Raw genomic sequence first — 25,911 nt, 5'->3', positions numbered from 1 at the left:
ATCGGTGATTCCCTGCGCGTCGCGCGTAGGGAATCACCGACCTGGCTGCTCACCTGCTGGAGTAGGGCAGCAGTGCCATCTCGCGGGCGTTCTTGATGGCGCGGGCCAGCTGTCGCTGCTGCTGGGCCGACACGCGGGTGACACGGCGGCTGCGGATCTTGCCGCGGTCGGAGATGAACTTCCGCAGCAGGTCGGTGTCCTTGTAGTCGATGTAGGTGATCTTGGCTTGGTCCAGCGGGTTGGGGCGGTCCTTGGCGGGCTTGCGTTCGGGCTTGCGGGGCATGGCGGGTCAGACCTCCAGGAGGGTGTCGAAGGCGGGCGGGAGGCGTTTCCAGGCGTCGCGCCCCGCGGAGTACTCGGCATCGGTCAGCAGGCAGGACTCCAGGAGGCGTTCGAGTCCGTCGCGGTCGAGGCCGGGCGAGGTGAAGACGAGGTGCTGGCAGCAGTCACCGTGCTCGGGGTGCCAGTCCATCGCGGCGGCCGCCCGGCGTACCGGCGGGACCATGTCCCAGGCCGCGTCCGGGAGCGAGGCCAGCCACGGCCCGGCGCTCTCCACGCACAGGGCACCGCCGGCCGCGTCCCAGTGGAGCAGCACGTCCGGCTTGTCGGCGAGCCAGAACCGGCCCCGGCTGCGGGCGGCCGCGCAGGTGACGTCCTCCAGTGCCTCGTACAGCCGCTCCGGGTGGAAGGGCCGGCGCCGGTGCCAGACGAGCGTGGCGACACCGTGGGCGTCGGCCTCGGCGGGCAGCAGGGCACAGGCGGGATGCTGGGCCGCTGCGGCGGCCTCCACGTCGAACCCGGCGAGGGCGGCACGGGCGAGAGGTGAGTGCGCGCGGTGCCGTACCAAATGGCGGGTGCCCGCCTCGTCGGCCGGTTCGCCGTCACGGATCGGCACCCGGTGGGCCGTCGGGTGGAGTTGGGTGAGGAGTTCGTGGTCCTCCTCGTCGGCCTCCGGGGAGTCGAGGACGGCGAGGACGGGGGCGTACTCCAGCTGGCGGGCGAAGGTGTCGGCGACCGTGCGCTGGTCGGTGGCCGCGGCGGCGAGGCCGCGGTCGGCGAGGTCGTCGCCGTTGCCGAGGCAGGGCAGGACGAGGGCCGGGTCGACCGCGGTGATCACGCCGGTGACCGTGAGCCCGGCGGCCGCGACCACCTCGGCCATCGCCTTGGGCTCGACGGAGTCCCACAGCTCGACGACCGCGAGGCGGAGCGTCCCGGCCGCGTCCAGGCGGCGCAGCTCCGGGACCAGGTCCTCCCGGAGCGCGCAGCAGGCGCAGTCGTTGACCAACGGTGTCTCGCCTGCGGACAGGATGCCGGTGGCGTCGCGGACCGTCCGTACGACGGTGCCGGCCGCGGCCGTCGCCAGGTCGTGGTGGAGGACGACGCTGCCCGGCACGTCGGCGAGCAGCTGCCCGACGGCCGCCTTGCGCGCGTCGGCGTGCAGCCCGCCGACGATCACGACGGAGAGCATCAGCCCTGCTTTCCGTACCGGCGCTCGAAGCGCTCCACGCGGCCCGCGGTGTCCAGGACGCGGGCCGTGCCGGTGTAGAAGGGGTGGCTGACGTTGGAGATCTCGACGTCCACGACCGGGTAGGTGTGGCCGTCCTCCCACTCGATCGTCTTCCCGCTCGCCGTCGCCGAAAGGGTCGAGCGGGTGAGGAAGGCATGGTTCGCGGCACGGTCACGGAAGACGACCGGGCCGTAGGACGGGTGGATTCCCTCGCGCATGGTCAGCGCTCCTCTCGGAAGTCGACGTGGCGGCCGACGACCGGGTCGTACTTCCGCAGGGTCATACGGTCCGGGTCGGTGCGGCGGTTCTTGCGGGTCACATAGGTGAAGCCGGTCCCGGCGGTGGACCGGAGCTTGATGACCGGGCGGAGTTCGTTGCGTGCCATGCTGGTATCTTACTGAAAATGAATTCCATTTACATCCCCACTCCGAGAGAGGTGCGTCACCCGTGTCCGCCCACTGCATGCTGACCGGCGCCCAGCCGGGCTTCGGCAACCGCATCTCCCACTCCCACCGGCGCACTTCGCGCCGTTTCGACCCCAACATCCAGTCCAAGCGCTACTGGCTGCCGAGCGAGGGCCGGTACGTGCGGCTGCGGCTGAGCACCAAGGGCATCAAGACCGTCGACTCGATCGGCGTCGAGGCGGCCGTGGCGCGGATCCGCGCGCGCGGTGTGCGGGTCTGAGGGGAGCACCGGTATGGCGAAGAAGAGCAAGATCGCGAAGAACGAGAAGCGTCAGGAGATCGTCGCGCGGTACGCCGTACGACGGGCCGAGCTGAAGGAGATCATCCGCAGGCCGTCGTCCACGGACGCCGAACGGCTCGCGGCGCGGGAGGAGTTGCGGCGGCAGCCGCGGGACGCGAGCGCCACGCGCGTGCGTAACCGGGACCAGGTGGACGGGCGGCCGCGCGGCTACTTCCGGGCCTTCGGACTGTCCCGGGTGGGACTGCGGGAGCAGGCGCACGCGGGCTATCTGCCGGGTGTCCGCAAATCGTCCTGGTAGCACTCACGGGTACCCGCTGGTAGCTTGCTGCGGTCGTCTGGCCGACCGCTACAGCTTGGGAGCTTCCAGTGACTTCGGCGATCTTCTCGCGCACTGTGTCGGGTCGGCGGGCCGGGCTCGTGGCCGCGGCTCTGGTGGGCGCACTCGCCCTGACCGCGTGCAGCGGCGGGGGCTCGGACGACGACACGTCGCCCAGCTCCAACGCGCCGGTGTCGCCCTCGGCCTCCTCTTCCGGCGGCACCGGCGGCACCGGCGGTACGTCGTCCTCGGCGTCCGGCGAGGTCGCGGGCAACTGGCTGGCCACCACCCGCGGCAAGGCGGTGGCGCTCCTGGTCAACGGCGACCGGGCCGGGCTCTTCGTCACCGGCGGCACGGTGTGCAGCGGTACGGCGAGCGCGGACAGGATCCGCCTCAAGTGCTCGGACGGCAGCACGGACCGGGCCGAGGGGACGGTCGAGTCGGTGGACAAGACCACGCTCAAGGTGAAGTGGTCGGGCGGAATCGGCACCGAGACCTACACCCGCGCGGAGGGCAACAACCTGCCGAGCGGTCTGCCTACGGCGGGTCTCGGGTCGTAGGGGTCTCGGGCCGCACGCAAGCCTCCCGCCGTAGCGGAACGTGTCGGTGGGGGTGGACAACCGTGGCGTTCTGCCATGCGTGATGATCCATGCACCGGATCGCTCACACCAGAGGACTTCACATGCGCGCCGCCCCCCTCACCGTCACCGCCCTCGCCGCCGCCCTGCTGTTGACCGGCTGCTCCGGTGACGGTGACAGCTCCGGCGGCGGCAACGCCGTCGCGAGCCCGAGCAACGGCACCACGTGCCGGATCGCTCACATGGACGTGGAGGTGGGACCGGCCAACGTGGCCCCCGCCGCCGGGGACACCGGCAACATCCCCGTCACGCTCACCAACCAGAGCGCCGACTGCACGCTGGACGGCTTCCCCGGCATCGACCTGAACGCCGCGGACTCGTCGGCGAGCGTCCCGCCCGCGGAAGGCGCGAAGGCCACGAAGGTCACCCTGGCCAAGGGCACGGCCGCCACCTTCACCCTCACGTACACGCGCGGCGAGGCCGGCGCCAAGGCGAGCCTCGACGTGAAGACGCTGGCCATCGGCCTGCCCGGCGCGGACACCCAGAAGAGCTTCAAGTGGTCGTACGGACCGGTCCAGGGCAAGAGCGACAACGCCGGCGACCCGAACGTCTCCGTCGGCGCCTTCACTCAGGCCGGGGACTGAGCCGGGGCCGGTTGCCGACCTGCGCCCGGTCGGCCGCCCGGGCGCCCTCGGTCCAGCCCGCCTCGTCGCTGACACCGCGCAGCCGGGTCGTCGTGGTCTGCGGGAACATCTGTTCCATATGGTCGGTGACGGCGACCTCGCGGGAGGCGAGGACCGGCAGCAGGTCATCGGTCACCGGGGCCTCGGCGGCCGTACGCAGGCGGTCTCCGACGCGGTGGGCGTAGGCCGCGAGGAAGGACTGCCGGAAGGTTTTGGTGCGCTTGCGGCCGGCCGCCCGCTGGGCCGCCTCCGCCGTCGCCATCGCGGACTGCGCCTGCACGAGCAGCGAGGTGTACAGGAGTTCGACCGCCGCCAGGTCGCCCTCGAAGCCGACGACCGTGGAGAAGGCGAACGGTTCGTTCCACACGGCCCGGCAGTGGTTGGCGGTGGCGACCGCGTCGAGGAGCACCGCCTTCGCCTGCTCGTACGGCGGCTCGACCCCGATCCGGCAGGCACCGGGGCTGTCCTTCGCGGGCGCGCGGGCGTCGAGCAGCGCCTCGTCGACACTGTGCCGGGCCATCAGCTCCTGCGCCTTGGCGGTGAGCGCCTCCGCCTCCTCGGGGTAGCCGGTCGCCTCCGCCTTGGCGAGCAGGGCGCGGATACGGCCCAGCATGCGGGCGTCGCCCTTGTGCTCCCGCCGGGGCTCCTCCAGCGGTTCCAGCGCGGGCAGGCGCAACAGCAGGCGGTACAGCTCCAGTACGGCGGTGGCGTGCGTGAAGCGGTCGGGGCGGGCGGTGTTCCCGTCGGACTCGTGCGACTCGGAGAGCTGGGCGAGCTGAGCGGTCCAGCGCGGGCCGCGCGGGCGGTCGTCGGGGGCCTGTGCGCGGATCAGGGCCGTGGCGAGCCGCACATGCGTGTCGTCCAGTTCGCGTCGCACGATCCGTACGACATCGGCGGGCTGCCAGCCGCGCCGCCAGGCCTGCGCCACGAACTCGGCGCCGCGCCGGGCCAGTTCGGCGTCGGAGGCGGGGTCGGCGGCGAGGAGGGAGGCACCGGCGTCCAGGGCGGTGTCGTCGTCGGCGTAGAGAGCGGCACGGAAGGCGCGGTCGACGGTGCCGGTCGTGTCGCCGGTGGAATCGCCGGTCGTCCCGCCGGTCGTCCCGCCGGTCGGACCGCTGCTGTCCTTGGCGCCGCGCCTGCTGTCGCTCTTGTCACCGGGTCGGCCATGCGTCTTGCCACCGACCTTGCCGCCGACCTTGTCACCGGTCTTGTCACCGGTCTTGCCGCCGCTCGTGCCCCTGCTCTTACTCCTGCTCACGCGGCGATCGTCTCACTCTCCGAAAATCGGTCGCCCACGCGCGTGTGCCGCTTCGAGCATGGCGGCATGGTGGACATGTCTCTGTACGCGGCCTTTCTCGTCGCCGCCTTCGCGCTCTGTGTCACTCCCGGTCCCGACATGATGTTCATAGTGGCGATGGGCGGGCGGGGCGGGCCCGCCGCGGGGGTGATGGCCGCGTTCGGCGTGGCCTGCGCCATGCTCGTGCACACGGTCGCGGCGGCGCTCGGACTGTCGGCGCTGTTCAACACGCTGCCGACGCTGTACCACGTGCTGCGGTGGGTGGGAGCGGCCTATCTGCTCTACCTGGCGGTGAAGGCGTTCCGGGATCGGTCGGTTCCGGGTGAGGACGGGGACACCACAGGCGGGGCGGGGATGCGGCGGGCCTTCTGGCAGGGAGCGGTCACCAATCTGCTCAACCCCAAGGTGATCCTCTTCAACGTGGCGTTCCTGCCCCAGTTCGTGAACCCTTCGCTCGGCCATGTCCCGGGGCAGTTGCTGCTGCTCGGGATCACGCTCGTGGTCATGGGCTTCCTGTGGGACGGCGGCGTGGGGCTGCTCTCCGGGCGGCTCGGGAACGTCCTTCGGCGCAGTGCGCGCGTGAACCGGTGGATGAACATCGTCTCGGGGACGGTGTTCACGGGGCTCGCGGTGCGGCTGGCCGCTTCACCGAAGTGAAGAAGTAGAGGCAACCTCTGGTTGACACCCCCTCACTGACAACCTACGGTTGACAGCATGACGACGAACCCCAACATCACGTCATCCGTACGGCTCGACGACCTCATCACGGCCATCAAGAAGGTCCATCCCGAGCCCCTCGACCAGCTCCAGGACGCGGTGATCGCCGCCGATCACCTCGGGGAGGTGGCCGACCATCTGATCGGCCACTTCGTGGACCAGGCCCGGCGTTCGGGCGCCTCCTGGACGGACATCGGCAGGAGCATGGGGGTCACCCGGCAGGCGGCGCAGAAGCGGTTCGTGCCGAAGGAGTCGGCGGACCTGTCGGCCGACCAGGGCTTCAGCCGGTACACCCCGCGGGCCCGCAACGTGGTGATGGCGGCCCACAACGCGGCCATCGCCGCCCGTAACCCCGAGGGCCGTCCCGAGCATCTCGTCCTCGGACTGCTGGCCGAACCTGAGGGCCTCGCGGCCAAGGCACTCGTCGCCCAGGGGGTCACCCTCGACGCCGTCCGCCGGGCCGCGACGGGCGCGCTCCCGCCGGCCGCCGAGGAAGTCCCCGAGCTCATCCCGTACGGCTCGGCCGCCAAGAAGGTCCTGGAACTCACCTTCCGCGAGGCGCTCCGGCTGGGCCACAACTACATCGGCACCGAACACATCCTGCTGGCCCTCCTGGAGTTCGAACACGGCACCGGCGTCCTGTCGGGCCTCGGCATCGAGAAGAGCCCGGTGGAGGGCGCGATCGCCGAGGAGCTGGAGAAGTACGTGACGTCGCAGGGCGGAGAAGGGGGCGGGGGCGAGCAGGGCTGAGGGGAGCGGCCAGGGGGTGTGGGCGGCGAGGCTCGGCCGGGGCGGCCGGGACATCCGCGCAGATCCTGCCGGGCGAGGGCTGCCTTGTTGGGCGGGGCCGGCGGGTAAGTCTCCCGCAGGGGGCGTAAGGGGCACTTTCCGCGCGGCGGCGCCGGATGCCCGTCCTGCTCGCTCGGGCCGCGCGCACGGGCGCGTCGTGTGCCACACGGCTCGCGGGTGTCATGTGCCTCGGGAGCCGGGAAGTGGCCGGCGAAAACCCCGAACCCCACCCCCACGCGGGCGGCCTCGGACGGCTCGCCCAGAGACTCACGGATCAGCCCCGGACTCAGGCGCTCGTGAAAACCAGCTCGGGCGGAGTCGCGGGGCCGTGAGAGCCATGAGAGCCGGGAGAGCCGCCAGGGCCCCTGATGTCCGGAAGGTCCGTTGTCAGAGGTGCCTGGCAGACTCGCAGGTATGACCGACCGCTGGGCTCTCGCTCCGGCCGAGGACGGTGGCGTGGAGGTGGCCGCCCTCGGGGCCGACGGGCTGCCCGTCGGGCCGGTGCGGCGGGAGGGGGACCTCGCCGAGGCCGTGCGGGGGCGGCCGGAGGTGGCGCGGTGGGTGTGGCGGTCCACCGCCGAGGTCTATCCGCGGCTGCTCGCCGCGGGGGTGCGCGTGGAGCGGTGCTACGACATCGAGGACGCCGAGACCCTCCTGCTCGGCCACGCGGGGCGGTACGGGGAACCGCGGTCGGCCGCCGCCGCCCTGGCCCGCCTGCGCGGCGGCCCCGTACCGCCCGACCCGCCCCAGCGCGCCGCCGTACCGGGTTCGCAGTCGTCCCTGTTCGAGCCGCAGAGCGTCCATGTGCCGCTGACCGACCTCGCCGAGGTCTACGCCGACCAGCAGCGGCGGCACGACGCCACCGCGCACCCCGACCGGATGCGGCTGCTGACCGCCGCCGAGTCGGCGGGGATGCTGGTGGCCGCCGAGATGAACCACGCGGGGCTGCCGTGGAGCGCCGAGACCCACCGGCGGGTGCTGCACGAACTGCTCGGCGAGCGGTACGCCGGCGGCGGCGAGCCCCGGCGCCTGGCCGAACTGGCCGACGAGGTGTCCGCGGCCTTCGGGCGCCGGGTGCGGCCCGATCTGCCCGCCGATGTCATCAAGGCGTTCGCGCAGGCCGGCATCAAGGTGAAGTCGACCCGCCGCTGGGAGCTCGAGTCCCTCGACCATCCGGCAGTCAAGCCGCTGGTCGAGTACAAGAAGCTGTACCGCATCTGGGTCGCCCACGGCTGGTCCTGGCTCCAGGACTGGGTGCGGGACGGGCGGTTCAGGCCCGAGTTCCACGCGGGCGGGACCGTCACGGGCAGATGGGTCACCAACGGTGGCGGTGCCCTGCAGATCCCCAAGGTCATCCGGCGTGCGGTGGTTGCCGACCCGGGCTGGCGGCTCGTCGTCGCGGACGCCGACCAGATGGAGCCGCGGGTGCTGGCGGCCATCTCCCGCGACCCCGGGCTCATGGAGGTGGCGGGACGCGAAACCGACCTCTACCAGGCCGTCTCCGAACGGGCCTTCTCCGGCGACCGCGCCCAGGCCAAACTCGCCGTGCTCGGCGCGGTCTACGGCCAGACCTCCGGCGACGGCCTGAAGAACCTCGCCGCGCTCAGACGCCGCTTCCCGAAGGCGGTCGCGTACGTCGACGACGCGGCCCGCGCGGGCGAGGAGGGCCGGCTGGTGCGGACCTGGCTGGGGCGGACGTGCCCGCCGGCCGCCGGGGCGGGTGACGCGGAGGAGGCGGGCATCCCCCAGGACGACCCGGCCGGGCAGCCCGCTTCCGGCGAGGACGGCTGGGCCCCCGGGTACGCCTCCACCAACACCCGTGCCCGCGGCCGCTTCGCCCGGAACTTCGTGGTGCAGGGCAGCGCCGCCGACTGGGCCCTGCTGCTGCTCGCCGCACTGCGCCAGGCCTGTGCGGGAATGGCGGCCGAACTCGTCTTCTTCCAGCACGACGAGGTGATCGTGCACTGTCCCGAGGAGGAGGCCGGGGCGGTCGTGGCGGCGATCGGACAGGCGTCGGACCTGGCCGGGCGGCTGACGTTCGGCGAGACGCCGGTGCGGTTTCCGTTCACGACGGCGGTGGTGGAGTGCTACGCGGACGCGAAGTGATCACCGACGCGAAGTGATCACCGCGAAGTGATCACCGTAAACAGGAGTCGTCGAGCAGGGCGATGAGCTCCTGGAGCACCGTCTTCTCGTCCGTGCCGTCCAGCGCGTCGAGAGCGGCCCGCCACTGTTCGTACGCCTCCTCGGTCCTGCCCCGCTCGCGCAGCAGGAGTCCGTGCTGGTGGCGGGCGAGGGCGCCGGTGTAGCGGTCGGCGCGGGCGTCCGCGCGGCGCAGCAGTTCCGCGCACTCGGCGGCGGCGCGCTCACCGTGGCCGGTCAGGCGCAGGGCGCGGACCAGGCCGAGACGGCTCTGCGACTCGCCGTGCCAGTCGCCGGGGCTGCCGAGGATGCGCAGGCTCTCCTCGAAGTGGGCCACCGCGGCGGCCGGTTCGCCGAGGGTGAGATGGGCGTAGCCGATGTTGCAGTGCGCCGAGTGCCGTACGACCACGCTGCCGGCCTCCTCGCCGATGGCGAGCGAGCGGCGGTGCTGCTCGATGGCGGCGCGCGGGTCGGTGTGCTCGTACAGGTTGCCCAGATTGCTGTGGGTGACGGCCTCGCCGAAGGGGTCGTTCAACTGCGGTGAGTAGGTGAGGCTCTGCCGCAGTGCCTCGCCCGACTCGGCGTACCGGCCCAGGCCTTCGAGCAGCAGACCCCGGTTGTTGAGGCAGCGGCGCGTCCAGGAGTCCCTGCCCAGCCGCCGCCAGATGGCGAGGGCCTGGTCGTTGAGGGCCAGGGCCTCGCTGTGCCGGCCGGTCAGGAAGTGCAGTCCGGCCAGGTCGCCCAGGGCGCACGCCTCGGCCTCCTCGTCACCGAGCCGCCGCGCCACCGTGAGCGCGGCCCGGCCGAGTACCTCCGTCTCGGCGACCCGGCCGCTGCGCTGGAGGAAGGGCGAGAGCAGTCGCAGCAGGGTGGAGACATGGGCGGCGGCGCGTTCGTCGGGGGTGTCCGCGTGCCGTTCGGCCAGGGCGACGATGTTCTCCAGTTCCGACTCGCACCAGGCGAAGGCCCTCTCGGAGGAGGGGAACGGCGGGATGGCCAGCACATGCGCCGCGTGCTCCGGTGGCTGCGCGGCGGTCGGGCGGCAGCGGTCCTCCAGGTCGAGGCCGGGTTCGGCGATCGCGATGAGGGCGCGTTCGGCGACGGCCGCGTACCAGCGCAGAGCGGTGCGGGCGATGTCGGGGGCGTGCCCGGTGCGCGCGAGTTCCCGGGCGAAGTCGCGGACCAGGCCGTGCGGGGCGTAGCGGCCGTACGCCGTCTCCTCCAGGAGGGCCACGTCGACGAGGCGGTCGAGCGCGTCCTCGGCCCGGGTCTCGTCGCCGCCGTCGGCGCCGAGGAGGCGGGCGACGAGGGGGACGCCGTAGGTGGGCAGGTCGAGGGCGCCGATGCGGCACAGGGCGAGGGCGGCGTCGCGGTCGGAACGGCGGCCCGAGGCGGCGAGGGCGTCGTGGGCGACGGCCAGGGAACGGCGGACGGAGAGGTCGTCGTACTCCAGATGCCGCAACCGGTCCTCGGTGGCGGCCAGTTGGTCGGCCAGGACATCGGGGGTGAGGGCGTGCCGGGCGGCCAGGCGGGCGGCCACGACGCGCAGGGCCAGGGGGAGGCGGCCGGTGAGTTCTATGAGGGGGTGGGTGGCGTCTATAAGGGTGGTGGGGGAGGTGGTGGGGGTGCCGGGAGCGGAGGTGGCGCGGGTGCCTCCGTGAGTGGGTCCGCCGTCAGTGGGTCCGCCGTCAGAGGATCCGCGGTCGGCGGGTCCGCCGTCGGCGCCGGGGCTGTCCCGGCCGTCACGGCCCGACACCGCGCGCAGCAACTCCGCGCTCTCCTCGGCCGAGAGCGGGGAGAGCGGGAAACGGTGGGCGTCGTCGAGGGCGGTCAGGGGGGAGCGGCTGGTGACGATCACCGCGCAGCCGCCGCCGGCCGGCAGCAGCGGCCGTACCTGAGCGGCGCTCGCGGCGTCGTCCAGCACCATGAGCGTGCGGGTGGGCGCGAGCAGCGAACGCAGCAACGCGGCTGCCGCGTCCGGGTGTTCGGGGATACGGCGCGGGTCGGCGCCGAGGTCGCGCAGCAGGGCGGTGAGGGCCTGGGACGGGGTGAGGGGGGTCATGCCCGGGGTGGCGCCCTGGAGATTGACGTAGAGCTGGCCGTCAGGGAAACGTTCCCGCAGCCCATGGGCCACATGCAGCGCGAGCGCGCTCTTGCCGACGCCGGCCATACCGCTGACGACGCCTACGGCCGGGCCGTCGCCCAGGGTGAGGGCCCGGCGGAGGTCGTCACGGGCGGTGACACGGCCGGTGAAGTGGCCTGGGGGTGGGGGGAGTTGGGCGGGGCGAGGGAGGGGGGTCTCGGCCTCGGGGGCGGGGGGCGACGAATGGGCGGCGGGGCGCGACGAATGGGTGGCGGGCGGGGCATCTTCGCGCGTAGCGGCTACGGGAAGGGCGCCGGAAGGGACGCCAAGAGGGGCGCTGAGGCGGGAACCGGGAGAGGCCGGCCTGCTCTCTTCCCGTGACTCACCGAAGTCAACGGCAGCTCCCGAACGGCCCGTTGCGCTCTCACCACCGGTCCGGTCGGACCCGTCGCCCCGAACAGCACCCCCACCCCGGGCCCCCGCCTCGGCCCGCCCGCCGCTGTCTCCCCCGCGCAGCACCTCCACATGTGCCTCGCGGACCGCCGGGCCCGGTTCCACGCCGAGTTCCTCGACCAGGCGGGTGCGCAGGTCGCGGTGGACGGCGAGGGCCTCGGCCTGGCGGCCGGTGCGGTGGAGGGCGAGCATCAGCTGGCGGTGGTAGGACTCGCGCAACGGGTGTTCCGCGGCCAGTGCGGAGAGTTCGGGGACGAGGGCGTCCGGCCGGGTGTCGGCGAGGGCGAGCTCGGCGTCGTAGTGCCACTCCAGGAGGAGCAGCCGGGCCTCCTCCAGGCGCTGGACCAGGGCGTATCCGGCGAGCTCGGAGGGGACCCCGCTGAGCGGTGCGCCCCGCCAGAGCGCGAGTGCCGCCGCGCATTCCCGGACGGTCTCGCTCCAGTTCCCGTCGGCGTGCGCGCCGCGGGCCCGGGCGGCGTGGCTCTCGAAGACCTGGACGTCGAGTTCACCCGGCGCGACGCGCAGCAGATAGCCGGGGGCCACCGCCTGCAGCCGTTCGGGGTCGTCGAGCAGCCGTCGCAGCCGGGAGACGTGGTTGTGGAGCGAGGCCTTGGCCGAGGCGGGCGGGGTACTCCCCCACAGTGCCTCCTTGAGGGAGTGGGTGGAGACGACCCGGCCGGCTTCGAGGAGCAGCGCGGCCAGCAGGATCCGCTGCTTGCGGCTGCCGACGACCCGGACACCGGCGCCACCCTGGCCGTCGTACAGAATCGGCGGCCCGAGCAGTCCGAACCGCAGCCCCGACTGCGATCCGCGCCCCATCACGCCGCCCACTTCTGGCGGAAATCCGCCCTCTTCACGGCGGTTTCCCGCCAGCCGTCCGATGCCGGCCACTGCCGGAATCCGTTGTCGCTCCGCGGTTGCACACCGTCGGTCCCCCATCGCCGCCGTCGACTTCGCGCCAACCGGCGGACCACCACACGTAGATGCGTTGGCCACATGTTAGCGATTTGTTGGCGCAACCTGATGTGATCACATCATCGGATCTGGCCCGAGGGCGCGCGCGTACGACGCGCAACTCGGGGGAGTGTCGCCGTCGCGGCCGGATCCGTGGGACGCGAGAGGGTCCCGGTCGGTGGAGGTGAACGACCGGGATCCTCGTCCTGTCCCCGGACCAGGGGCCCTCAGATCACGGGCGGGCGTCCCAGCCGGGTGAGGTGCCACACCGTTCGCCACCGCATCGGCCGCCGTTCACCGGCCGGTTCCCGCAGGCCCTCGACGAACCCGCCGAACCACGCGCGCAGTCCACTCGCCGACCGGATCCGCAGCAGGGTGAGCGCCGTCCACACACCGAGATGCACGGGGATGAGCAGCAGGGGCAGTCGGCGGCGCACCAGCCAGACCCGGTTGCGGGCGTTGACCCGGTAGTAGATGGCGTGCCGGGCCGGTGAGGTCTTCGGGTGCTGGAGCAGCAGTTCGGGCGCGTACAGGATGCGCCAGCCGCGGTCGGCGGCCCGCCAGGCGAGGTCGGTCTCCTCGTGGGCGAAGAAGAACTCGGCGGGCCAGTCCCCCGTCTCGGCGAGCATGGCCGTGCGGAAGGCGTGCCCGGCGCCCAGGAAGCCGGTGACATGGCCGCCGCGCATCGGATCGGAGGTGCCGACGCGGGGCACGTGCCGCTGCTGGGTCTCGCCGCTCTCGTCGGCGATACGGAAGCCGACGATGCCGAGCCGCTCGTCTCCCGCGAACAACTCCTGTACGCGGCGCAGCACATCGGCGTCCACGAGCAGGCCGTCGTCGTCGAGTTCCACTACGGCGTCCACGTCGCCGAAGTCCCGCAGCCGGGCGAGCGCCACGTTCCGTCCGCCGGGGCAGCCGAGGTTCTCCTCGACGTCGACGGTGGTGACCTCGCCGGGCAGGGAGAGCCGCTCGGCGAACTCGGGCAGCCGGCAGCCGTTGCCCACGATCACAATCCGGGCCGGCGCGATGTCCTGCTTGGCCACGGACCGCAACAGGGCGTCGACCTCGTCGGGGCGGTTCCCCATCGTCACGACGGCTACGGCGATCCTCGGTGAGGACTTCAGGTACGGGGAAGTGTGGGGTCTGTGTGTCACGTCCGTCGGTTCTCCCTCCGTCGCACGAACTTCAGTCCCGACCAGTCCTCCCCCAGCGCCGCGACCTTCACGTCGACGACTCCGAGCGGGAGGAAGACCTCCCGCAGGGCGTTCTCGGTGATGTCACTGACGTGCCCGGCGGCCCTGCGCGGCCAGGCGATCCACAGGGCGGCGTCGTCCGCGAGGCCGGCGACCAGTTCACCCGCCTCGGCGGCGAGCCGCGCGTACTCGCGGTGGAAGGCGAGGACGACATCCGCGCCGTGCGAGCCGCCGACGGCGACATCGCAGTCGTCGGGCAGGCCGGGGATGTCCCACCCCTCGGGCGCACCGTCGAGCCGGACCCGGTGCCCCGCCTTGATGCCGAGCTTCTTGGCGAGGGGCGTGACGGAGTAGCCGCCCGCCGACCCGGTTCCTGACATACGGCACCTCCGCGCGCTGGCCCAGCCCGGTCCACCCCGTCGTGACGAACCCATGGTGACGAGCCCATCCTGACGGACCCATGGTGACTGGCCGCGCGGAAGATGTCCGCCCGGACACGTCGTCACGGGGGAGCCGGCCCGAACCGTCTGCGCCAGCCACCGGACCGGACACCGTCCCGGCGCCGGTTCGTCCTGTCCCGCACACGTCGAAGGCTCGTCGAACGAGACGCCGTGCTGGGATTGCTGGGCTTCCACGACGAACTGGACAACCGCCCCGGCCGGCCGAACGGATCGATACGCAAGGAAGCCAACCCGCACTACGTGGAAACGCACCGCGTCTCATTGCCCGACGCGTTCCTCCACGCTCGTACCTGAACCACGAACCGAAACCGACCGCACGGCAACTGGGGCTGGAGCTGGAGCTGGAGCAGCAAAGGACAAAGAAAAACCCCAGGTCACGGCGAGTGAGTCCTGAGGTTTCTCAGAGCCGCCTTCGGGATTCGAACCCGAGACCTACGCATTACGAGTGCGTTGCTCTGGCCATCTGAGCTAAGGCGGCGCGCCGTCCGCACCATGGTGCGGTCAGCAACGTCGGCAAGTCTACACAGTTTCGGGGGGTGCTCCGAACCAGCCCCGGCGTGCGGTGTCCGGAGCCGTTCGTCGGTCCGGGGAGGGGGTCACGAGCACCGTTTCCCGTCCGCCGGCGGGGTCCCGCGGAGCAGGTACGCGTTGATCGCCGAGTCGATGCAGGCGCTGCCGCGGCCGTACGCGGTGTGGCCGTCGCCCTCGTAGGTGAGCAGGCGGGCCGAGGTGAGCTGGGCGGCCAGGGCGCGGGCCCAGCGGTAGGGGGTGGCCGGGTCGCGGGTGGTGCCGACCACGACGATGGGGCGGGCGCCCCGCGCCTCGATGCGGTGGGGCTCACCCGTGGGCCGCACCGGCCAGTACGCGCAGCTGAGGGAGGCCCAGGCGAGGCCCGCCCCGAAGACGGGGGACGCCTTCTCGAAGGTCGGGACGGCCTTCTCGACTTCCTCCGGGCCGGCGTAGGCGGGCGGGAGGTCGAGGCAGTTCACCGCCGCGTTGGCGGACATCAGGTTGCTGTAGCGGCCGTCGGCGTCCCGCTCGTAGTAGCTGTCGGCGAGGACCAGCAGCCCCGCGCCGTCGTTCTCCTTCATGGCCGAACTCAGCGCCTCCCGCAGCTGCGCCCAGGAACTCTCGTCGTACATCGCCGCGATCACACCGGTCGTGGCGAGGGCCTCGCCGAGGGTGCGGCGGTCCGCGTCGCCGGTGGGGATCGGGTGCGCGTCGAGATTCCTGAAGAAGGCCCTGAGCCTGCGGCCGACCTCCGCGCTCGGGGTGCCCTTCGCTCCGAGCGGGCAGTCCGGCTGCTGCACACAGTCCTTCGCGAACGACTGGAACGCCGTCTCGAAGCCCGCCGTCTGGTCGAGGTTCACCCGGCGCGCGGGCAGCGAGGGGTCCAGCGCGCCGTCCAGCACGAGCCGCCCCGAACGGCCGGGGAACAGGCCCGCGTACGTCGCCCCGAGGAACGTTCCGTACGACGCCCCCACGTAGTTCAGTTTCGCGTCGCCCAGTGCCGCCCGCACGATGTCCATGTCCCGGGCCGTCTCGACCGTCGACACATGCCGCAGCAACTTCGCCGAGTGCGCGCCGCACTGCTCCGCGAACTTCTTGTAGGCGCTGACGAGTTCGGTGGTCTCGCGCGCGTTGTCGGGAGTGACGTCCGTCTGGGTGTACGTGTCCATGTCCCGCCCGTCGAGGCATGCGACCGGCTCACTGCGGCCGACTCCGCGCGGGTCCACCGCGACCATGTCGTAACGGGCCCGCACCTCGGCCGGGTAGCCGATCCCGGCGTACGCCTGGACGTAGCCGACCGCCGAGCCGCCCGGTCCGCCCGGGTTCACGAACAGCGACCCGAGGCGCTTGCCCGGCCCGGTGGCCTTCTTGCGGGCGACCGCGAGCCGGACGTCCCCGCCGGCCGGCCGGTCGTAGTCGAGCGGCGCCCTCAGCGTGGCGCACTCGAAACCGGGGATCCCGCAGCCGTGCCAGCGCGCCTTCTGCCGGTAGTACGACGACAGCGCGGCCGGTGTCGACTGCGGCAGCGCGCCCAGGGCCACGTCGGCGGCCGAGGTGGCCGAACTCGTCGAGGCGCCCGCGGAGCAGGCGGAGACGAGGAGCGCGGCGGCCAGAAGGGTGCCGACGGTGCGGAAGGAGCGGGAGCTGCGCCTGGTCTGCATCAGGCGAGCGTAACTCTGTGCAGTTTACTGATTGCAATCCGTGTAAACAACGCCTCGTACGAGTGACGTGGTCAACTCCGGTCAACTCCGCTTCAACCGGCTCTGAGCGCCATCGTCATGGCCTCCACCGCGAGCAGCGGGGCCACATTGCGGTCGAGGGCGTCGCGGCAGGCGCCGATCGCCTCGATGCGGCGGAGTGTGGTCTCCGGGGTGCTGCTGCGGGCGAGCCGTTCCAGGACGTCCTCGGCGTCCGCGTTGGCGATCGCCACCCGGGAGCCGAACTGGAGGGCGAGAACGTCACGGTAGAAGGCGGTGAGGTCGGTCAGGGCAAGGTCGAGGCTGTCGCGCTGGGTACGGGTGCGGCGGCGCTTCTGCCGGTCCTCCAGGTCCTTCATCACGCCCGCCGTGCCGCGGGGCATGCGGCCGCCCTGGGAGGCGCCCATCGCCGCCTTCATGTCCTCGGTCTCCTTGCCGTCCACCTCCTCGGCGAGCTGCTTGGCGTCGTCGGCCGCCGCGTCGACGAGTTCCTGCGCCGCCCTGAGACAGCCGCCGATGTCCTCGACGCGCAGGGGCAGCTTCAGCACGGCGGCACGGCGCTCGCGCGCGGCCGGGTCGGTGGCGAGGCGGCGGGCCCGGTCGACATGGCCCTGGGTGGCCCGGGCGGCGGCCATCGCGGCGGCCGGCTCGACGCCCTCGCGGCGCACGAGCATGTCGGCGACGGCCGCCACGGAGGGGGTGCTCAGGTTCAGGTGGCGGCAGCGGGAGCGGATCGTCGGCAGGACGTCCTCGATGGACGGCGCGCACAGCAGCCAGACCGTGCGCGGGGCGGGCTCCTCCACAGCCTTGAGGACCGCGTTGGCCGACTTCTCGTTCAGCCGCTCGGCGTCCTCGACGAGGATGATCTGCCAGCGGCCGGTCGCCGGTGAGGTGAAGGACTTCCTGACGGTGTCCCGCATGTCGTCGGCGAGGATCTGGGTGCCGACGGCGGCCACGGAGGAGACGTCGGCGTGGGTGCCGATGAGTGCCGTATGACACCCGTCGCAGAACCCGCAGCCGGGGACTCCCCCGAGGGCCCGGTCCGGACTGACGCACTGCAGTGCGGCGGCGAAGGCCCTCGCCGCCTGGTTCCGGCCCGCCCCCGGGGGGCCCGTGAACAGCCAGGCATGGGTCATCTTCGACGCCTCGGGCGGCGGGGCACCGGTGGCGACGGCGGTGACCAGGGCGTCGGCGTCCCGAGCGGCGGCCGCGAGCTGCTCGCTCACCCTCTCCTGGCCGACCAGGTCGTCCCATACGGTCATGGGTCACGCCGCCCTTTCGTCATCTTTCGCGCCGGCTGTCCATTGCCCTTGGGGTCCATTGTGGGGGCGAGCACTGACAACCGGCGTGGCCTCTCAGCGCCTGCGACGGCGATCGTCCCTGGGCTCGTCGTCATGCGGCCCGAGCAACTCGTCGGCCAGCGTGGGCAGATCGTCCAACGGAGTCTCCTCCGCCCAGTCCGACCGGGCCCTGCGCCGCGGCGTCCCCTCCGCGTCGACCTGCGGCAGCTCACGCGTCCGCTCCTCGTCCCGGAAGTACGCCGGCGGCACCCGATCCGAAGGCCCCTCCCCCGGCGTCGGAGGCACGGGAGGCAGCACGGCGGTCTCATCGGCCGCACCCGGCGGCACGGGAGGCAGCACCGCGGTCTCGTCGGCCGCACCCGGCGGCACGGGAGGCAGCACCGCGGTCTCGTCCGCAGCACCCGGCGGCACGGGAGGCAGCACCGCGGTCTCGTCCGCCGCACCCGGCGGCACCGGAGGCTGAGGCAGCTCGGCCGTCACCTCGGCATCGGAGGTGGACCCACCGGAAGTCCCACCTGCGGACGCATCCTCGTCGTCCTTCTCCATGGGCACCCGAGGCAGCACGGCCGTCTCCTCCACCGGTCCGCCCGAGGCGTTCGTCGGCGTCACCACAGGCGTGGGTACGGTCGCCGCGTCCATGCCCACGGCAGGAGTGGCCGCCTGCTTGGGCCCCGCCTCCGCCGCCAGGGCCGCGGCCTCGGCGAGCCGCCGGGCCTCCTCGGCCCTCAGCAGAGCCGCCTCGGCCTTGCGCTGCTTCTCCAGCCGCCGCTCCTCGGCCTCGGCACGCAGTCGCGCCTCCTCCTCGGCCCGCTTGCGGGCGGCCTCCTCCTGGGCCTTGCGCCGCGCCTCTTCCTCCGCGCGTGCCTTCTCCTCGGCGAGGAGCCGTGCCCGCTCCTCCTCGGCCCGCCTGCGCGCTTCCTCGGCCCGCAGCCGGGCCTCCTCCGCCTGGCGTTCCGCCTCGCGGCGCTGGGCCTCTTCCAGCTCGCGCCGCTTGCGCTCCTCCTCCTCGGCCTTCAACCGGGCGAGCTGCTCCTGGCGCTCACGCTCCAGGCGCTCCTCCTCGGCCTTGCGCGCGGCCTCTTCCTCGGCCTTGCGCCGCGCCTCCTCCTCGGCCTTGCGGCGGGCCTCCTCCTGCTCCCGGATCTCCTGCTCGGACAGCGGAAGCATCTGGTCGAGGCGATGCCGTACGACGGTCGTGACGGCCTCGGGCTCCTGCCCGGCGTCCACGACCAGGTACCGGCCGGGGTCGGCGGCGGCCAGCGTGAGGAATCCGGAGCGCACGCGCGCGTGGAATTCCGCCGGCTCCGACTCCAGCCGGTCCGGCGCCTCGGTGAACCGCTCGCGGGCGATCTCCGGGGACACGTCCAGCAGGACGGTCAGATGCGGTGCCAGGCCGCCGGTCGCCCAGCGGTTGATGCGGGCGATCTCCGTCGGGGACAGGTCCCGCCCGGCGCCCTGGTACGCCACCGAGGAGTCGATGTACCGGTCGGAGATCACGACCGCGCCGCGCTCCAGCGCGGGCCTGACCACGGTGTCCACGTGCTCCGCGCGGTCCGCCGCGTACAGCAGCGCCTCCGCGCGGTGCGAGAGCCCGGTGCTCGACACGTCCAGCAGGATCGACCGCAGCCGCTTGCCCACCGGGGTCGCCCCCGGCTCGCGGGTCAGCACGACCTCATGGCCCTTGGCCCTTATCCACTCGGCGAGCGCCTCGGCCTGGGTGGACTTCCCGGCCCCGTCGCCGCCTTCCAGGGCGATGAAGAAGCCGGAGGCGGCGGGCACCGCTTCCGGGTCGTCGCCGCCGAGCAGCGCGTCCCGCAGGTCGTGCCGGAGGGGTACGCCGGACCGGTCGTCGACCTTGGCGAGGACCAGCGCGGCCACCGGCAGCAGGAGCGCGCCGACCAGCATCAGGGTGAACGCGGCGCCGCCGTGCGCGAACACGAACTTGCCGTTCTCCAGCCGGTGCGGTCCGACCGCCGCGGCGACCACGGGGGCGACCAGCGCGCCGAACGCCACGGCAACCCGCACGACCGCGTGCAGATGCTCGGTGGTCCGCGCCCGCCGGTATTCCTCGGTCTCCTGGTCGAGCAGGGTGTGCCCGGTGTTGGCGGCCACACCCGCGCCGACACCGGCCAGCGCGTCGATCAGCAGCACGGTGGTGACGTCCGGGACGAGCCCGGCGGCCAGCAGGGCGATCCCGGTGAAGGCGATCGCCAGCGCGAGCAGCCGGCGCCGGGACAGCGAGACCAGCACCTTGGGCGCCGTACGGATGCCGATCACGACGCCGCCGGTCAGCGCGAGCACCATCAGCCCGTACATCACCGGGCCCCCGCCCAGGTCCTTGGCGTGCAGCACGGCGACGGCCACCGCGGCCGCGATCGCCCCGGCGACGGCCGCGCAGGCCGGCACCAGCAGCGGGATCGCGCCGGTACGGCCCTTGTCGACGCCGGTGCCCGTCTTGGGACGGCGCAGCCCCTCCAGCGGCGAACGCGCGCGCGGAGTGCGGGTGGCGGGCAGTTCCAGGAAGGTCAGCAGGGACAGGGACGCGGCGAACAGCCCGGCCGCGACATACGACGCAAGGGCCGCCTGGTGCTGGCCGAACCAGTCGATGCCGGAGCCCAGCAGATTGTTGAGCAGGCCCGCGGCGACAAGGGCGGCACCGGCCAGCGGGATCGCCACGAAGGTCGTCCGCAGCGACAGGCGGCGCAGCGCGTCCAGGTGGTCCGGCAGCGGTCGTACCGTCGCCCCCTCCGGCGGAGGAGCCGGCAGCAGGGCGGGCGCCGCGCTCTCGCGGCACACGGTCCAGAAGCGCTCGGCGACTCCGGCCACGAAGACGGTCACCAGGAGCATCGCGAGGGCGTCGTCCGGCATCCAGTCGACCCACAGGGGCGCGACGATGAGCAGCGCGAGCCTGACTCCGTCCGCGCCGACCATGGTCCAGCGGCGGTCGAGCGGCCCCTCCTGCGACGTGAGCGAGGTCAACGGGCCGAGCAGGACGGCGCCGAAGAGCAGCGTCGCCAGGATGCGCGTACCGAAGACGGTCGCCACTGCGAACGCCACGCCCCGGTAGCCGCCGCCGAAGGAGCCCTCGGCGATCGCCGCCTGAAGGGCCAGCAGCACCAGCACCAGGAGTGCGAGGGTGTCGCCGATCCCGCCGACGAGCTGGGCGCTCCACAGGCGTTTGAGCTGGGGCCTGCGCAGCAGGGCGCGGACGGCGCGCTCGCGGGAGTCCGCGACCAGGGCGTCGTCGGGGGCCGGGTCAGGGGCCGTTGGCTGCTCCGCACGGGTCATGCATTCAGCCTATCGGGAGCCACCGACAGCCCGGGGAGCGCGTCCTGACGTGCGCACGTCCCGACACCAAAGTGATGCCGGGACGTTCGCATTGCGAAGTTTCAGTGGAGGAACAGCGGTGTACTCAGTCCTCGGACGCCGCCTTCGACGCCGTCGCCTTCTTCGCGGTGGTCGTCTTCTTCGCCGTCGTCTTCTTCGCGGCCGTCTTCTTCGCGGCCGTCGTGGTCTTCTTCGCCGCGGTCTTCTTGGCGGCCGTCGCCTTCTTGGCCGGAGCCTTCTTGGCGGGCGCCTTCTTCGCCGTCTTCTTGACGGGCGCCTTCGCCCGTTTCTCGGCGAGCAGTTCGAAACCGCGCTCCGGGGTGATCTCCTCGACGCTGTCACCGGAGCGCAGGGTCGCGTTGGTCTCCCCGTCGGTCACATACGGTCCGAAGCGGCCGTCCTTGACCACGACCGGCTTCTCGCTGATCGGGTCGGTGCCCAGCTCCTTGAGCGGCGGCTTGGCGGCCGCGCGGCCACGCTGCTTGGGCTGGGCGTAGATCGCCAGCGCCTCTTCCAGCGTGATCGTGAAGAGCTGGTCCTCGGTCTGCAGCGACCGCGAGTCCGTGCCCTTCTTCAGGTACGGGCCGTAGCGGCCGTTCTGCGCGGTGATCTCCTGGCCCTCGGCGTCCTTGCCGACGACACGCGGCAACGACATCAGCTTCAGGGCGTCCTCGAGGGTCACCGTGTCCAGCGACATCGACTTGAACAGCGAGGCCGTACGCGGCTTCACGGCGTTCTTGCCGGTCTTCGGAGTGCCCTCGGGGAGCACCTCGGTGACGTACGGGCCGTAGCGGCCGTCGCGGGCGATGATCTGGTGGCCCGTCACCGGGTCGGCGCCCAGCTCGAAGTCACCGCTCGGCTTGGCGAGCAGTTCCTCCGCGAGCTCGACGGACAGCTCGTCCGGCGCCAGGTCCTCGGGCACGTCCGCCCGCTGGTGGTTCTCGGAGTCCTTCTCACCGCGCTCGATGTACGGGCCGTAGCGACCGACCCGGAGCACGATGTCGTTGCCCACCGGGAACGAGGAGACCTCGCGCGCGTCGATCGCGCCCAGGTCGGTCACCAGCTCCTTGAGGCCGCCGAGGTGGTCCCCGTCGCCGTTGCCGGCGTCGGCCGCACCGCCGGTGGTGGAGCCGCTGTTCGGCGATGTCTCACCGAAGTAGAAGCGCCTCAGCCACGGCACGGACTGCGCCTGACCGGCCGCGATGCGGTCGAGGTCGTCCTCCATCCGGGCGGTGAAGTCGTAGTCGACGAGCCGGCCGAAGTGCTTCTCCAGGAGGTTGACCACGGCGAAGGACAGGAAGGACGGCACCAGTGCCGTGCCCTTCTTGAAGACATAGCCGCGGTCGAGGATCGTGCCGATGATCGACGCGTACGTCGAGGGGCGGCCGATCTCGCGCTCTTCGAGCTCCTTGACCAGGCTGGCCTCGGTGTAGCGGGCCGGGGGCTTGGTGGCGTGCCCGTCGACCGTGATCTCCTCGGCGCTCAGGGCGTCACCCTCGGCGACCTGGGGCAGCCGGCGCTCGCGGTCGTCGAGCTCGGCGTTCGGGTCGTCGGCGCCCTCGACGTAGGCCTTGAGGAAGCCGTGGAAGGTGATCGTCTTGCCCGAGGCGCTGAACTCGACGTCGCGGCCGTCGGCGGCGGTGCCGCCGATCTTCACGGTCACGCTGTTGCCGGTCGCGTCCTTCATCTGCGAGGCGACCGTGCGCTTCCAGATCAGCTCGTAGAGCCTGAACTGGTCGCCGGTCAGGCCGGTCTCGGCGGGCGTGCGGAAACGATCACCCGAGGGGCGGATCGCCTCGTGCGCCTCCTGGGCGTTCTTGACCTTCCCGGCGTAGGTACGCGGCGACGAGGGCAGGTAGTCGGCACCGTACAACTGGGTGACCTGGGCGCGGGCCGCGGTGATGGCGGTGTCGCTGAGGGTCGTGGAGTCCGTACGCATGTAGGTGATGAAGCCGTTCTCGTACAGCTTCTGGGCCACCTGCATGGTCGCCTTCGCGCCGAAACCGAGCTTGCGCGAGGCCTCCTGCTGGAGGGTCGTCGTACGGAACGGGGCGTAGGGCGAGCGGCGGTACGGCTTGGACTCGACCGAGCGGACCGCGAACCGGGTCTGCTCCAGGGCGGCGGCGAGCGCGCGGGCGTTCGCCTCGTCGAGGTGGAGGGTGTTCGCGCTCTTCAGTTGTCCCAGGGAGTCGAAGTCGCGGCCCTGCGCGACCCGCCTGCCGTCGACGGTCTGGAGGCGCGCGACCAGCGACGACGGGTCCGAGGAGTCCCCCGCGCGGCCGGTCGCGAAGGTGCCCGTCAGGTCCCAGTACTCGGCAGAACGAAACGCGATGCGCTCGCGTTCCCGCTCGACGACGAGCCGGGTGGCGACCGACTGGACACGGCCGGCCGACAGGCGCGGCATGACCTTCTTCCACAGGACCGGCGAGACCTCGTAGCCGTAGAGGCGGTCGAGGATGCGGCGCGTCTCCTGGGCGTCGACCAGCTTCTGGTTCAGCTCGCGCGGGTTGGCGACGGCGGCCTGGATCGCGGCCTTGGTGATCTCGTGGAAGACCATCCGCTTGACCGGGACCTTGGGCTTGAGCACCTCCTGGAGGTGCCAGGCGATGGCCTCGCCCTCGCGGTCCTCATCGGTGGCGAGGAAGAGCTCGTCGGAGTCCTTCAGCAGGTCCTTGAGCTTCTTGACCTGGGCCCTCTTGTCGGCGTTGACGACATAGATGGGCTCGAAGTCGTGCTCGACGTCCACGCCGAGGCGGCGGACCTCGCCGGTGTACTTCTCGGGCACTTCTGCGGCGCCGCTGGGGAGGTCGCGGATGTGCCCGACGCTCGCCTCGACGACGTATCCGGGGCCGAGATAGCCCTTGATCGTCTTCGCCTTGGCAGGCGACTCGACGATGACGAGTCGGCGGCCGCCCTGTGCGGGGTCGCTGGTCGGGGACAACTTCGCTCTTCTCTCCGGTCGACGCTGGGGGTATCCCCAGGCCTTGGTTCCCGGGGTCGGGTCGTGCTGACGCTGCGGAGTGTGACGGTACATCCCGCCCCCGTGTCAAACGGGAAAAGCCCGCAACGGCCACTCGAACGGTAACCCGACTACCGCCATTCCTGCCGCCCGGAGTACCCACCGGCCTTTTCGGTCTCATCCGGAGGGTGATCTCCCTCTTACCGGTCGGCCTGCTCGCGAAGACCTCCCGGGAGCCGTCCTAGAGGCCGGTCAGGCACCACGCGCCGAGGGCCAGCGCGATGAGGGCGGCGAGGGTCGCCAGGGCCGCGGATGCGACGGGACTCACACCGTGGGCGACGGGCTCGCGATGCCGTACCCGGGCCGCGGTCCACACCAGCAGCCCTCCTCCGAACAGGGCGAACACCATTCCCGTGAAGATCGCCGGTCCGCTCTCCATGATTGTCCGTGCCCCCTGTTTCTCCCGTCCGCGCGTGCGGTTCCGGTGGAGACTGGCACGCGCGGACGGCGGGCGGACGAACCCCGGGTGAACGCCGTGCCGCCACGACCGCGGACCCCCTTGCCGGCCCCGCCCCACCGCCACCTCTGGCTACGCCGGACGCTCACAGAAACCGACCGGATTCAGACCGCGCCGGGTGGGGGTGTCTCCCCCTCGACTCTTCTTGTTGCCGGTCAGGCCGGATTGTTGTCGGTCAGGCCGACCGGGACGGCTCCAGGAACCCCTGCTCCACCAGCAGCCGGATCTGTGCGGGCGTACGGTCGCGCAGCATGACCGGGTCCTCGTCCATGAGCTGGGCGATCGCGTCGAGGATGCGACCCGCGCTGAGCGAGCCGTCGCACACGCCGACGAAGCCCGCGCCGACGGTGTCCACCTTGGTGGCCCGGCGCATTCCACGGTGCTGGCGCAGCACGACGTGCTCCGGGTCCTCCGCGCCGGGCAGTCCGACCTGCTCCTGGACGATCTCGGGCACGAGTGTGAAGTGGGCCTCCAGCAGGGCCGCGTCGTCGTTGGCGCGCAGGTAGTCGAGGCGCTCGAAGTGCGCCCGGACGGTGTCGCCGAGCGGCTGCTCGACCGGGTGCGGCCACTCCTCCACGGTGATCGAGGGCTCGGCGGAGCCCGTCCTGCGCAGGGTGATCCAGCCGAAGCCCACGGCCCTCACCTTGCGCGCCTCGAACTCGTCCAGCCACGCGTCGTAGAGCGCCTGGTACTCGGCCGGGTCGCCGCGGTGGTCACCGGCGTCCCTGAGCCACAGCTCGGCGTACTGCGTGACGTCCTGCACCTCGCGCTGCACGATCCACGCGTCGCACCCGCGCGGCACCCACGACCTGAGCCTGTCCTGCCAGTCCTCCCCCGCGACCTGCTGCCAGTTGGCGAGGAACTGCGCGAACCCGCCCTCGTTCAGCAGCTCCCCCGCCCCCTGAACGACCGAGCGGCACAGATCGTCCCCGCCCATCCCGCCGTCGCGGTACGTCAGCCGCGCGCCGGGCGAGATCACGAAGGGCGGGTTCGACACGATGAGGTCGTACGTCTCCCCCTGCTTGACGGGCTCGAACAGGGAGCCCTCCCGCAGATCGGCCGCCGGGGCACCGGACAGGGCCAGCGTGAGCGCGGTGATGTGCAGCGCGCGCGGGTTGAGATCGGTCGCCGTCACGCGCGTGGCGTGCTGCGCGGCGTGCAGGGCCTGGATCCCGGAGCCGGTGCCGAGGTCGAGGGCGGACGAGACGGGCGTACGGACCGTGATGCCGGCCAGGGTCGTGGAGGCACCGCCGACGCCGAGGACGACGCCCTCCTCCCGGCTGCCGATGCCACCGGCACCGCCGACGGCACAGCCCAGGTCCGACACGATGAACCAGTCCTCGCCACCGGGGCCCCCGTACGGCCGTACGTCCACGGTCGCGGCGACCTCGTCCGCGCCGGCGCCGACCAGCCAGCCGCTCTGCAGACACGCCTCGACGGGCAGGACGTCCGCCACGCGCGCGTGGGGCACCGGCTGTTGGAGGAGGAACAGGCGTACGAGCACCTCCAGCGGGGTGTCCCCGCGGGTCGCCCGGAGCGCGGGGACGGTCTCGCTGCGCGCGAGGGCCGCGTAGGCGGGGGCGCCGAGCAGTTCCAGCAGCCCGTCTGCGGTGAAGGAGGCCCCGAGGAGGGCGTCCCGCAGCCGGACGGTGACATCGGGACGGCCGGGAGCGGGAGCGGCGGGCAGCGTGGGCAGACTGGAGGTACTCACGCCCCCATTGT

At 72.4% G+C, this 25,911-nt stretch carries 22 protein-coding genes and 1 tRNA gene; 8 read left to right on the top strand and 15 right to left on the bottom strand.

The window, feature by feature from the left end:
• Nucleotides 1-49: 49 nt before the first annotated feature.
• The 4 genes from rpsR to rpmG are packed head-to-tail and all read right to left on the bottom strand — an operon-like array spanning nt 50 to nt 1,892.
• Nucleotides 50-283, bottom strand: a complete 234-nt coding sequence (gene rpsR / locus ACGFWE_RS28870) for a 30S ribosomal protein S18 (RefSeq protein WP_393602712.1) — start codon at nt 281-283, stop codon at nt 50-52.
• 6 nt (nt 284-289) lie between these two features.
• Nucleotides 290-1,468, bottom strand: a complete 1,179-nt coding sequence (locus ACGFWE_RS28865; protein WP_352387871.1) for a GTP-binding protein — start codon at nt 1,466-1,468, stop codon at nt 290-292.
• Nucleotides 1,468-1,725 (bottom strand): type B 50S ribosomal protein L31, encoded by a 258-nt coding sequence (locus tag ACGFWE_RS28860; protein WP_352387869.1) that lies wholly within the window; start codon nt 1,723-1,725, stop codon nt 1,468-1,470. The genes ACGFWE_RS28865 and ACGFWE_RS28860 overlap by 1 nt, the downstream gene beginning before the upstream one ends.
• Before the next feature lie 2 nt (nt 1,726-1,727).
• Nucleotides 1,728-1,892 carry a 50S ribosomal protein L33 gene (gene rpmG, locus ACGFWE_RS28855; RefSeq protein ID WP_393602711.1) on the bottom strand — a complete coding sequence of 55 codons (165 nt, stop codon included), beginning with the start codon at nt 1,890-1,892 and terminating at the stop codon, nt 1,728-1,730.
• 62 nt (nt 1,893-1,954) lie between these two features.
• Here rpmG and rpmB point away from each other — a divergent pair, with 62 nt between their 5' ends.
• The 4 genes from rpmB to ACGFWE_RS28835 all read left to right on the top strand — a co-directional run bounded on the left by rpmB (nt 1,955) and on the right by ACGFWE_RS28835 (nt 3,750).
• Nucleotides 1,955-2,191 (top strand): 50S ribosomal protein L28, encoded by a 237-nt coding sequence (gene rpmB, locus ACGFWE_RS28850; protein ID WP_352387865.1) that lies wholly within the window; start codon nt 1,955-1,957, stop codon nt 2,189-2,191.
• A gap of 13 nt (nt 2,192-2,204) precedes the next feature.
• The gene (gene rpsN, locus ACGFWE_RS28845) at nt 2,205-2,510 is read left to right on the top strand and encodes a 30S ribosomal protein S14 (protein WP_352387863.1); all 306 of its coding nucleotides are present in this window, start codon (nt 2,205-2,207) and stop codon (nt 2,508-2,510) included.
• A gap of 68 nt (nt 2,511-2,578) precedes the next feature.
• On the top strand, nt 2,579-3,088 hold the full coding sequence (locus tag ACGFWE_RS28840) for a hypothetical protein (RefSeq protein WP_352387861.1): 510 nt from the start codon (nt 2,579-2,581) through the stop codon (nt 3,086-3,088).
• A 122-nt stretch (nt 3,089-3,210) separates the two neighbouring features.
• The gene (locus ACGFWE_RS28835) at nt 3,211-3,750 is read left to right on the top strand and encodes a DUF4232 domain-containing protein (protein WP_393602710.1); all 540 of its coding nucleotides are present in this window, start codon (nt 3,211-3,213) and stop codon (nt 3,748-3,750) included.
• Here the strand turns inward: ACGFWE_RS28835 and ACGFWE_RS28830 are convergent.
• Nucleotides 3,731-4,792 carry a DUF2786 domain-containing protein gene (locus ACGFWE_RS28830; RefSeq protein WP_393602808.1) on the bottom strand — a complete coding sequence of 354 codons (1,062 nt, stop codon included), beginning with the start codon at nt 4,790-4,792 and terminating at the stop codon, nt 3,731-3,733. The two genes, ACGFWE_RS28835 and ACGFWE_RS28830, sit on opposite strands and share 20 nt — an antisense overlap.
• A 321-nt stretch (nt 4,793-5,113) precedes the next feature.
• On the opposite strand from ACGFWE_RS28830, the gene ACGFWE_RS28825 reads away from it, so the two are divergent.
• The 3 genes from ACGFWE_RS28825 to ACGFWE_RS28815 all read left to right on the top strand — a co-directional run bounded on the left by ACGFWE_RS28825 (nt 5,114) and on the right by ACGFWE_RS28815 (nt 8,698).
• Nucleotides 5,114-5,743, top strand: a complete 630-nt coding sequence (locus ACGFWE_RS28825) for a LysE family translocator (RefSeq protein ID WP_393602709.1) — start codon at nt 5,114-5,116, stop codon at nt 5,741-5,743.
• A gap of 57 nt (nt 5,744-5,800) precedes the next feature.
• Nucleotides 5,801-6,553 (top strand): Clp protease N-terminal domain-containing protein, encoded by a 753-nt coding sequence (locus tag ACGFWE_RS28820; RefSeq protein WP_393602707.1) that lies wholly within the window; start codon nt 5,801-5,803, stop codon nt 6,551-6,553.
• Between the two features lie 453 nt (nt 6,554-7,006).
• Nucleotides 7,007-8,698 carry a bifunctional 3'-5' exonuclease/DNA polymerase gene (locus tag ACGFWE_RS28815; protein ID WP_352387853.1) on the top strand — a complete coding sequence of 564 codons (1,692 nt, stop codon included), beginning with the start codon at nt 7,007-7,009 and terminating at the stop codon, nt 8,696-8,698.
• 31 nt (nt 8,699-8,729) lie between these two features.
• Here ACGFWE_RS28815 and ACGFWE_RS28810 read toward each other — a convergent pair whose 3' ends face one another.
• The 3 genes from ACGFWE_RS28810 to ACGFWE_RS28800 all read right to left on the bottom strand — a co-directional run bounded on the left by ACGFWE_RS28810 (nt 8,730) and on the right by ACGFWE_RS28800 (nt 13,797).
• Nucleotides 8,730-12,089, bottom strand: coding sequence for a BTAD domain-containing putative transcriptional regulator (locus ACGFWE_RS28810; RefSeq protein WP_393602705.1), 3,360 nt, complete (start codon nt 12,087-12,089; stop codon nt 8,730-8,732).
• Nucleotides 12,090-12,451: 362 nt separating this feature from the next.
• On the bottom strand, nt 12,452-13,378 hold the full coding sequence (locus tag ACGFWE_RS28805) for a glycosyltransferase family 2 protein (RefSeq protein ID WP_393602703.1): 927 nt from the start codon (nt 13,376-13,378) through the stop codon (nt 12,452-12,454).
• Nucleotides 13,375-13,797 carry a DUF3052 domain-containing protein gene (locus ACGFWE_RS28800; protein ID WP_352387849.1) on the bottom strand — a complete coding sequence of 141 codons (423 nt, stop codon included), beginning with the start codon at nt 13,795-13,797 and terminating at the stop codon, nt 13,375-13,377. The genes ACGFWE_RS28805 and ACGFWE_RS28800 overlap by 4 nt, the downstream gene beginning before the upstream one ends.
• Nucleotides 13,798-14,028: 231 nt before the next feature.
• On the opposite strand from ACGFWE_RS28800, the gene ACGFWE_RS28795 reads away from it, so the two are divergent.
• Nucleotides 14,029-14,172 (top strand): hypothetical protein, encoded by a 144-nt coding sequence (locus ACGFWE_RS28795; RefSeq protein ID WP_352387847.1) that lies wholly within the window; start codon nt 14,029-14,031, stop codon nt 14,170-14,172.
• Between the two features lie 110 nt (nt 14,173-14,282).
• Here the strand turns inward: ACGFWE_RS28795 and ACGFWE_RS28790 are convergent.
• The 7 genes from ACGFWE_RS28790 to ACGFWE_RS28760 all read right to left on the bottom strand — a co-directional run bounded on the left by ACGFWE_RS28790 (nt 14,283) and on the right by ACGFWE_RS28760 (nt 25,900).
• A tRNA-Thr gene (locus ACGFWE_RS28790) sits at nt 14,283-14,356 on the bottom strand.
• Between the two features lie 118 nt (nt 14,357-14,474).
• Nucleotides 14,475-16,049, bottom strand: coding sequence for an alpha/beta hydrolase (locus tag ACGFWE_RS28785; RefSeq protein WP_352387845.1), 1,575 nt, complete (start codon nt 16,047-16,049; stop codon nt 14,475-14,477).
• A 92-nt stretch (nt 16,050-16,141) separates the two neighbouring features.
• Nucleotides 16,142-17,347 (bottom strand): DNA polymerase III subunit delta', encoded by a 1,206-nt coding sequence (locus ACGFWE_RS28780; RefSeq protein ID WP_393602700.1) that lies wholly within the window; start codon nt 17,345-17,347, stop codon nt 16,142-16,144.
• Nucleotides 17,348-17,440: 93 nt separating this feature from the next.
• Nucleotides 17,441-20,674 (bottom strand): dTMP kinase, encoded by a 3,234-nt coding sequence (tmk, locus tag ACGFWE_RS28775; protein WP_393602698.1) that lies wholly within the window; start codon nt 20,672-20,674, stop codon nt 17,441-17,443.
• 124 nt (nt 20,675-20,798) lie between these two features.
• On the bottom strand, nt 20,799-23,654 hold the full coding sequence (gene topA / locus ACGFWE_RS28770; RefSeq protein WP_393602696.1) for a type I DNA topoisomerase: 2,856 nt from the start codon (nt 23,652-23,654) through the stop codon (nt 20,799-20,801).
• 259 nt (nt 23,655-23,913) lie between these two features.
• Nucleotides 23,914-24,111: a hypothetical protein gene (locus ACGFWE_RS28765; RefSeq protein ID WP_393602694.1), complete on the bottom strand. Its 198-nt coding sequence runs from the start codon at nt 24,109-24,111 to the stop codon at nt 23,914-23,916.
• Between the two features lie 253 nt (nt 24,112-24,364).
• The gene (locus tag ACGFWE_RS28760) at nt 24,365-25,900 is read right to left on the bottom strand and encodes a methyltransferase (RefSeq protein WP_393602692.1); all 1,536 of its coding nucleotides are present in this window, start codon (nt 25,898-25,900) and stop codon (nt 24,365-24,367) included.
• Nucleotides 25,901-25,911 lie beyond the last annotated feature (11 nt).

The organism is Streptomyces sp. NPDC048523, from assembly GCF_043199815.1.
Classification (GTDB): Bacteria; Actinomycetota; Actinomycetes; order Streptomycetales; family Streptomycetaceae; genus Streptomyces.
The sequence above is the reverse complement of the archived record's forward strand: the minus strand, read 5'-3'. Positions and strand labels throughout refer to the sequence as shown.

Excerpts from the sequence above, each read along its gene's own strand:
- rpsR (WP_393602712.1), bottom strand. The coding sequence starts at position 283 with ATGCCCCGCAAGCCCGAACGCAAGCCCGCCAAGGACCGCCCCAACCCG.
- ACGFWE_RS28865 (WP_352387871.1), bottom strand. The coding sequence starts at position 1,468 with ATGCTCTCCGTCGTGATCGTCGGCGGGCTGCACGCCGACGCGCGCAAG.
- ACGFWE_RS28860 (WP_352387869.1), bottom strand. The coding sequence starts at position 1,725 with ATGCGCGAGGGAATCCACCCGTCCTACGGCCCGGTCGTCTTCCGTGAC.
- rpmG (WP_393602711.1), bottom strand. The coding sequence starts at position 1,892 with ATGGCACGCAACGAACTCCGCCCGGTCATCAAGCTCCGGTCCACCGCC.
- rpsN (WP_352387863.1), top strand. The coding sequence starts at position 2,205 with ATGGCGAAGAAGAGCAAGATCGCGAAGAACGAGAAGCGTCAGGAGATC.
- ACGFWE_RS28835 (WP_393602710.1), top strand. The coding sequence starts at position 3,211 with ATGCGCGCCGCCCCCCTCACCGTCACCGCCCTCGCCGCCGCCCTGCTG.
- ACGFWE_RS28825 (WP_393602709.1), top strand. The coding sequence starts at position 5,114 with ATGGTGGACATGTCTCTGTACGCGGCCTTTCTCGTCGCCGCCTTCGCG.
- ACGFWE_RS28820 (WP_393602707.1), top strand. The coding sequence starts at position 5,801 with ATGACGACGAACCCCAACATCACGTCATCCGTACGGCTCGACGACCTC.
- ACGFWE_RS28815 (WP_352387853.1), top strand. The coding sequence starts at position 7,007 with ATGACCGACCGCTGGGCTCTCGCTCCGGCCGAGGACGGTGGCGTGGAG.
- ACGFWE_RS28810 (WP_393602705.1), bottom strand. The coding sequence starts at position 12,089 with ATGGGGCGCGGATCGCAGTCGGGGCTGCGGTTCGGACTGCTCGGGCCG.
- ACGFWE_RS28800 (WP_352387849.1), bottom strand. The coding sequence starts at position 13,797 with ATGTCAGGAACCGGGTCGGCGGGCGGCTACTCCGTCACGCCCCTCGCC.
- ACGFWE_RS28785 (WP_352387845.1), bottom strand. The coding sequence starts at position 16,049 with ATGCAGACCAGGCGCAGCTCCCGCTCCTTCCGCACCGTCGGCACCCTT.
- ACGFWE_RS28780 (WP_393602700.1), bottom strand. The coding sequence starts at position 17,347 with ATGACCGTATGGGACGACCTGGTCGGCCAGGAGAGGGTGAGCGAGCAG.
- tmk (WP_393602698.1), bottom strand. The coding sequence starts at position 20,674 with ATGACCCGTGCGGAGCAGCCAACGGCCCCTGACCCGGCCCCCGACGAC.
- ACGFWE_RS28765 (WP_393602694.1), bottom strand. The coding sequence starts at position 24,111 with ATGGAGAGCGGACCGGCGATCTTCACGGGAATGGTGTTCGCCCTGTTC.